At 44.1% G+C, this 5467-nt stretch carries 4 protein-coding genes and 1 tRNA gene; 4 read left to right on the top strand and 1 reads right to left on the bottom strand.

Translation table 11 applies throughout. The features are described from left to right. Positions 1 to 372 precede the first annotated feature (372 nt). Complete coding sequence (locus tag ACP5N5_RS05355; RefSeq protein ID WP_042667507.1) at positions 373 to 777, top strand: thioesterase family protein; 405 nt, start codon at positions 373 to 375, stop codon at positions 775 to 777. Between the two features lie 11 nt (positions 778 to 788). On the opposite strand, the gene ACP5N5_RS05350 is transcribed toward ACP5N5_RS05355, so the two are convergent. Then, positions 789 to 894, bottom strand: a tRNA-Pro gene (locus tag ACP5N5_RS05350). 348 nt (positions 895 to 1242) lie between these two features. On the opposite strand from ACP5N5_RS05350, the gene ACP5N5_RS05345 reads away from it, so the two are divergent. The 3 genes from ACP5N5_RS05345 (at position 1243) to ACP5N5_RS05335 (ending at position 5407) form a co-directional block, all read left to right on the top strand. Further along, on the top strand, positions 1243 to 3924 hold the full coding sequence (locus tag ACP5N5_RS05345) for a cation-translocating P-type ATPase (protein WP_428133619.1): 2682 nt from the start codon (positions 1243 to 1245) through the stop codon (positions 3922 to 3924). A gap of 177 nt (positions 3925 to 4101) precedes the next feature. Then, entirely contained in the window at positions 4102 to 4278 is a 177-nt protein-coding gene (locus ACP5N5_RS05340) for a hypothetical protein (RefSeq protein WP_428133616.1), read from the top strand. A 418-nt stretch (positions 4279 to 4696) separates the two neighbouring features. Next, entirely contained in the window at positions 4697 to 5407 is a 711-nt protein-coding gene (locus tag ACP5N5_RS05335; RefSeq protein ID WP_428133613.1) for an HAD family hydrolase, read from the top strand. The last annotated feature ends 60 nt before the right edge of the window (positions 5408 to 5467 follow it).

Below are 5467 nucleotides of genomic sequence, written 5' to 3'. Positions count from 1 at the left end.
CTTTATCTCTTAAACAACATCCTCTAAGTATTAAGAGGTCGAGGAGGTTTTAAAACCTGCCTTAGACGCCTCTCTCGTTTACCGTTTGTCCCTAGAGGGTTATTCTATGTATTTTAGGGCTGTTTACGCTTGCCTCTAGGGGCTTCCGCCTCGCCCATAGGGATAAGCAAATCCCTATGGGTTCATGGGTGATCATCGAGTCCAACGCTGCGGGGTTCTCGTCTGTGGATAGATACCTCATTGTACTACGGTTCATCGCCAATAGAAAATTCAAAAGCATTTAAATAAATCCATGAGTTAAACGCATGTCCGCCCTGGATTCCACCATGTATTTATTCCATAACATGTAATTACTGAAACAAGGTGGTATACATGTCGATAGAGGTTGTACCTGGGTTATACTGTGAGGAAGAATACGTTGTCGAAGAAGCACATACAGCTAAACATGTTGGAAGCGGCGACGTCCAGGTTTTATCAACTCCTAGCATGATAGCCTTCATGGAGAAAACGGCGTTGAAATGCGTGGAGAAACACCTGCCCCAGGAATACACGACTGTGGGGACCATGGTTAACATCAGACATTTAAACCCGGCACCAAAGGGGGCTAAAGTAAAAGTATCCGCTAAGCTCATTACTGTAGAGGGTAAACGTTTACTCTTCGAGGTTAAAGCCTACTGGGGAACAATAACACTAGGCGAGGGAACACATGAAAGATTCATCGTGAATAGGGAAAGATTCATCGAGAAAGTGAGATCACTGATTAATCAGCAACAATAATTTTTAATTAATGGGGCCGCCGGGATTTGAACCCGGGACCACCGGCGCTCCGGGAGTCCTGGGCCACGGGGGTACTCCCCCCAGGCCGGCATCCTAGCCAGGCTAGACGACGGCCCCATTCACCGTATATCCATATAAATCATATGGGTTGCCTTATATAGTTAATCGTCCACCATATAGCTCACTTTTCAATTCTGATATATCAGTGCCAGTGATCTTGAGAATGAATTCCATTAATATAGAGTTAACCCTTAGTGTTCCCCCTAGCGTATTTGAGGTTTAAAGGGTACAGATATATGGTCGGTAAACGACGGCATCAAGAACTTCCTGCTCTCTAAAGGTTTTAGACCAATATGGTATCTGCCTGGATTAAAAAAGATTATTTATGCAAGAGAAATCTCGAACATGTCTTTCTATGTATGTATATAAGGATTACTCCTGCTATTTTTCTCTAGGTGTTTCATGATGAGTGCTGATAAGAGCTGGCATAGTCGAGATATTAATAGTGTTGTGAAAGAGCTTGAAACAGATTTAACAAATGGATTGAGCAGCTCAGAGGCATTGGAAAGGCTTGCTAGATACGGTGCCAACATGATACCGGTTAAGAAGAAATCCGTGTTTAAAATGTTTCTCTCACAATTCACTAACTTCCTGATATTGATACTCATCATGGGCGCGGTCATATCCATGGCTCTTGGAGAACTACTCGACTCAATAGCAATAATCGCTATAGTTATCTTGATGGGCTTCATGGGATTCATCCAGGAGTACAGGTCTGAAAAGACATTGGAAGCACTAAAGAAGCTTGTAACACCCATAGCTAGAGTACTCAGAGACGGTGAAGTCAATGAGGTGGAGTCGACCGGTATAGTACCAGGCGATGTAATCCTGCTTCGCGAAGGGGACATCGTTCCAGCTGACGCTAGACTCGTGGAGGCTGAGATGCTGGAGATCGATGAATCCCCATTAACAGGAGAGTCAGTGCCTGTCGAGAAAGACCCTGATGAAATACTTCAGCCAGATACACCAGTAAGCGATAGAGTAAACATGGTCTTCATGGGTACCCATGTTGTTAAGGGGCGCGGTAAAGCAGTCGTAGTAGCGACCGGGGCTTCTACAGAGCTGGGTAAGATAGCTGCCCAACTAACCAGTAGTGAAGAGGAGAAGACACCCCTAGAGGAGGAGCTGGACTACTTCGGTAAGAGAATAGGGGTAGCGCTCCTACTGATATCACTCATAGTCTTCGCGGTAATGGTGTTCAAGGAAGAGGCCTCCCTGCTCGAAGCATTCATGCTGGCTGTCTCACTAGCTGTTGCAGCAATACCTGAGGGACTTCCAGCAATAGCTACAGCTGTTTTAGCAATTGGGGCCAGGAAGATGGCTGAGAAGAAGGCATTAGTTAGGAGGCTTGCAGCCGTGGAAACCCTAGGCTCCGTTAACGTGATATTATCGGATAAAACAGGGACTATAACAAAGGGCGAGATGACAGTTAAGAAGCTGATGGCTGCAGGTGTAGAGTACGAGGTTGAAGGCGTTGGATACGAGCCCCGTGGAGAAGTGAAGCCTCTGAACGGCGGTAGCAATAAACCCATTTTCCTAGCCAAGCTACTAGCAGCCCATATCTCCCCCGATGTATCACTAACCATGGAAAATAATACATGGGTTATCAAAGGATCACCAACCGAGGGTGCTGCACTGGTTTTAGCATATAAAGTACTCGGCGAGAAAGGCGTTAGAGAAGCCGTTGGGGAGTTTCCCATTGTTAAAACAATTCCATTCGACAGGTTTAGGAAGAGAAAGACAACGATACATAGGTTTAACAATAAATACATTGCCATATCCTCAGGGGCCCCGGACCTCCTTTTAGAGGTATCCAGGAGTATCGCTGTGGGGAATGATGAGGAATTACTCACTGAGGAACGTAGAAAAGAGTTATTAAAGTATATTGAGAGCATGGCTTCAAATGGGTTTAGAACATATGGTGTAGCCATCAGGGTACTGGATAACATAGATCTAGAGAATGCTGAGCCAGGCGATATCGAGAGGGATATGGTATTCTACTCTATTATGGGGATAATAGACTCACCGAGAGAGGGCGTTAGGGAAGCCGTTGAAACAGCTAGGAAAGCTGGTATAAAAGTGATAATGGTTACAGGAGACCACAAGCTTACAGCCATGGCTGTTGGTAGAATGATAGGGCTTAACGCCTCAGATGATGAGGTCTTGGAGGGTAAGACATTGGACTCAATGAGTGATGAAGAGTTGTTAAAAGTAGTTGATAAGATCAAGATCTTCGCGAGAGTGACACCAGAGCATAAGGCGAGGATAGCGAGGCTTCTAAAGGCCAAGGGCTATAGAATAGCGATGACTGGGGACGGCGTCAATGATGCACCGGCCCTGAAAATAGCTGATATAGGTGTAGCCATGGGTATCAGGGGTACAGAGGTAGCTAAGGAGGCATCACAAATGATACTACTCGATGATAGCTTTGTAACGATAATCGATGCTATAAAGGAGGGTAGAGTAATATATGAGAATATAAAGAAAACCATAAACTACCTCCTCTCATGCAACATGGGCGAGATAGCAGTCGTGTTCGGTGCATCGTTAGCCGGGATGCCACCGCCGTTAGAACCCATACACCTGCTCTGGATAAATGTCACAACGGATGCTTTCCCAGCTATAGCGCTGGGTATGGAACCCCCTGAACCAGGCATACTTGAGAAACCACCTAGGAGTAGCAAGGATAGGCTTATAACTATGAGGAAGATGCTGTACTATGTAGTAATGGGCTCACTATTAGGTGGTCTCGCCCTGTTGTTATACAGCATCTTCGAGCCAACCTCTAGAATCCTTGCTGAAACAGTAGTGTTTACAACCATAGCAATATCAGAGTTTGGGCGTGCACTAGTATCAAGAAGCGAGAATCTGAATATATGGAAACTTAAACCTAATAAATGGTTGGCGCCAGCACTACTAGCTTCGCTAGTGCTACAGTTAATCGTAGTATACACGCCTCTCAACAGATTCTTCAACACTGTTCCGCTAACCCTTGAAGCATGGATGTATATAGCAATTGTTCCATTGGTAATATTCATTACTGATGAAGTAAGAAAACTGCTGGGAATAAAGCTGTCACCAACATAGCTATCAGCTTAATCCCATGTTTTTCGGAAATAGTTCTCTTATCTTCCACTGACGACTATGACGCATTACCCCTAAACCACTAGTTTATCAACCAATGGTTTCAATCAAAATAATTTATACTGGTTAAATCTCAATGAAACAAGTTAAAACACGATTGAAACTCTCATGTTTTAAAGCATGAAGGAATTGTTTATTATAAGTAGCTATATCTCTAGGTTGAAATATCTTCTAACAACCAACCCTATGAAGAATGTTATAAATGTAGCGAACTACCCACTCGGAAAAGAAAACAGGGAGAAACCGAGAAAACTACACGAAAAGAAAGTATATGCAGTAATAGTAGTAGAAGAATAACATCAACCAAATAAACCAACTATGTAGCTAAAGGATTCAGGGTGTATTCGTTATTTTTTAATTAATCTCTAAATATCCTTAATTGATTACTTCACCCCTCACACCGTTCCGACCTTCCAAAGGACAAGGGTTCTTGGGTGGTTCATCGGTTCCTCTGCCTGTTCGGGTTTACAAGGTGCTACAGGAGTATCTCCTCAAAGCGCCTTGTAAACCATTTAAGAGGCTACTCATGCTACTTAGGAGTACCTCTGTTATAGCTATGTTCATCGTTATAGGTTGTATGAATATACTCAACACTGACTTTATCAATCGAGGAATGTAAGACCAGATAGCCCTAGGTAGATGCGTTAATACTGGTCTGTGCAAAGATTAATTTAGGATATGCCGGTAGTCTCAGTGATGGAGGAGGATGGCATACATGTACGTGGTTAAGCTAGTATCATTCGACCTATGGGATACCCTTATATTTGATGAGGGTGTGGAACCCGAATCATACACTTTGAAAAGGCTTGAGGCTATCTGGAAAAGTATTCCAAGCGATAAAAAACCAGGGTTTAACAATGTACTCGAGGCATACAGGGTTGTTAAACATGCCAAGGGGTTTATCAAGCCAGAGGACTTCGTCAAGGCTATCCTACTTGTACTCGGACTTGATATAGGTTGGCAAGCAATGAGACAGGCTATTGATGCATACGAGGAGGCCTCTGGAAGCTACATGCCTCGAGTAGACCCGGATGCCAGGGATGTATTGAAGACCTTGAAGGAGAATGGGTTGAAAACAATGATTGTAAGCGATACCAGTTTCTCTGGGTCATCGGTTAAGAAGATGCTCTCTAATGTAGGGCTAGGTGAATACGTGGATCTGGTTATCACGTCAGCTGATACAGGGTTCTTAAAGCCCAATCCCAGGATATTTAAAGTAGGTCTTGAGAAGCTTGCTGTAAACCCTTGGGAGGCCATACATGTCGGGGATTCCTGTAGCAGGGACGTCATAGGTGCATTGCTCACTGGTTTGAGACCCGTGTTGCTGGCTAGACGGATGGAATCGGTTGAAAATTGTGGGAAGACCGGGGTCACTGTGATTAGTAGATTAAAAGAGTTAATGGATTTAATAGGTTTTAAGCTCTGACCTCCTCCCCACCCTAAGGGCGAGGTTTTAAACTGTAACTAATGTGATTCGGCCCTATTT

The organism is Desulfurococcus sp., from assembly GCF_049970475.1.
GTDB classification, from domain to species: Archaea; Thermoproteota; Thermoprotei_A; order Sulfolobales; family Desulfurococcaceae; genus Desulfurococcus; species Desulfurococcus amylolyticus.
This window is presented reverse-complemented; position numbering and strand designations above follow the sequence as displayed.

Bases quoted from the DNA above. Each gene is read 5' to 3' on its own strand.
- ACP5N5_RS05355 (WP_042667507.1), top strand. From the start codon at position 373: ATGTCGATAGAGGTTGTACCTGGGTTATACTGTGAGGAAGAATACGTT.
- ACP5N5_RS05345 (WP_428133619.1), top strand. From the start codon at position 1,243: ATGAGTGCTGATAAGAGCTGGCATAGTCGAGATATTAATAGTGTTGTG.
- ACP5N5_RS05340 (WP_428133616.1), top strand. From the start codon at position 4,102: ATGAAGGAATTGTTTATTATAAGTAGCTATATCTCTAGGTTGAAATAT.
- ACP5N5_RS05335 (WP_428133613.1), top strand. From the start codon at position 4,697: ATGTACGTGGTTAAGCTAGTATCATTCGACCTATGGGATACCCTTATA.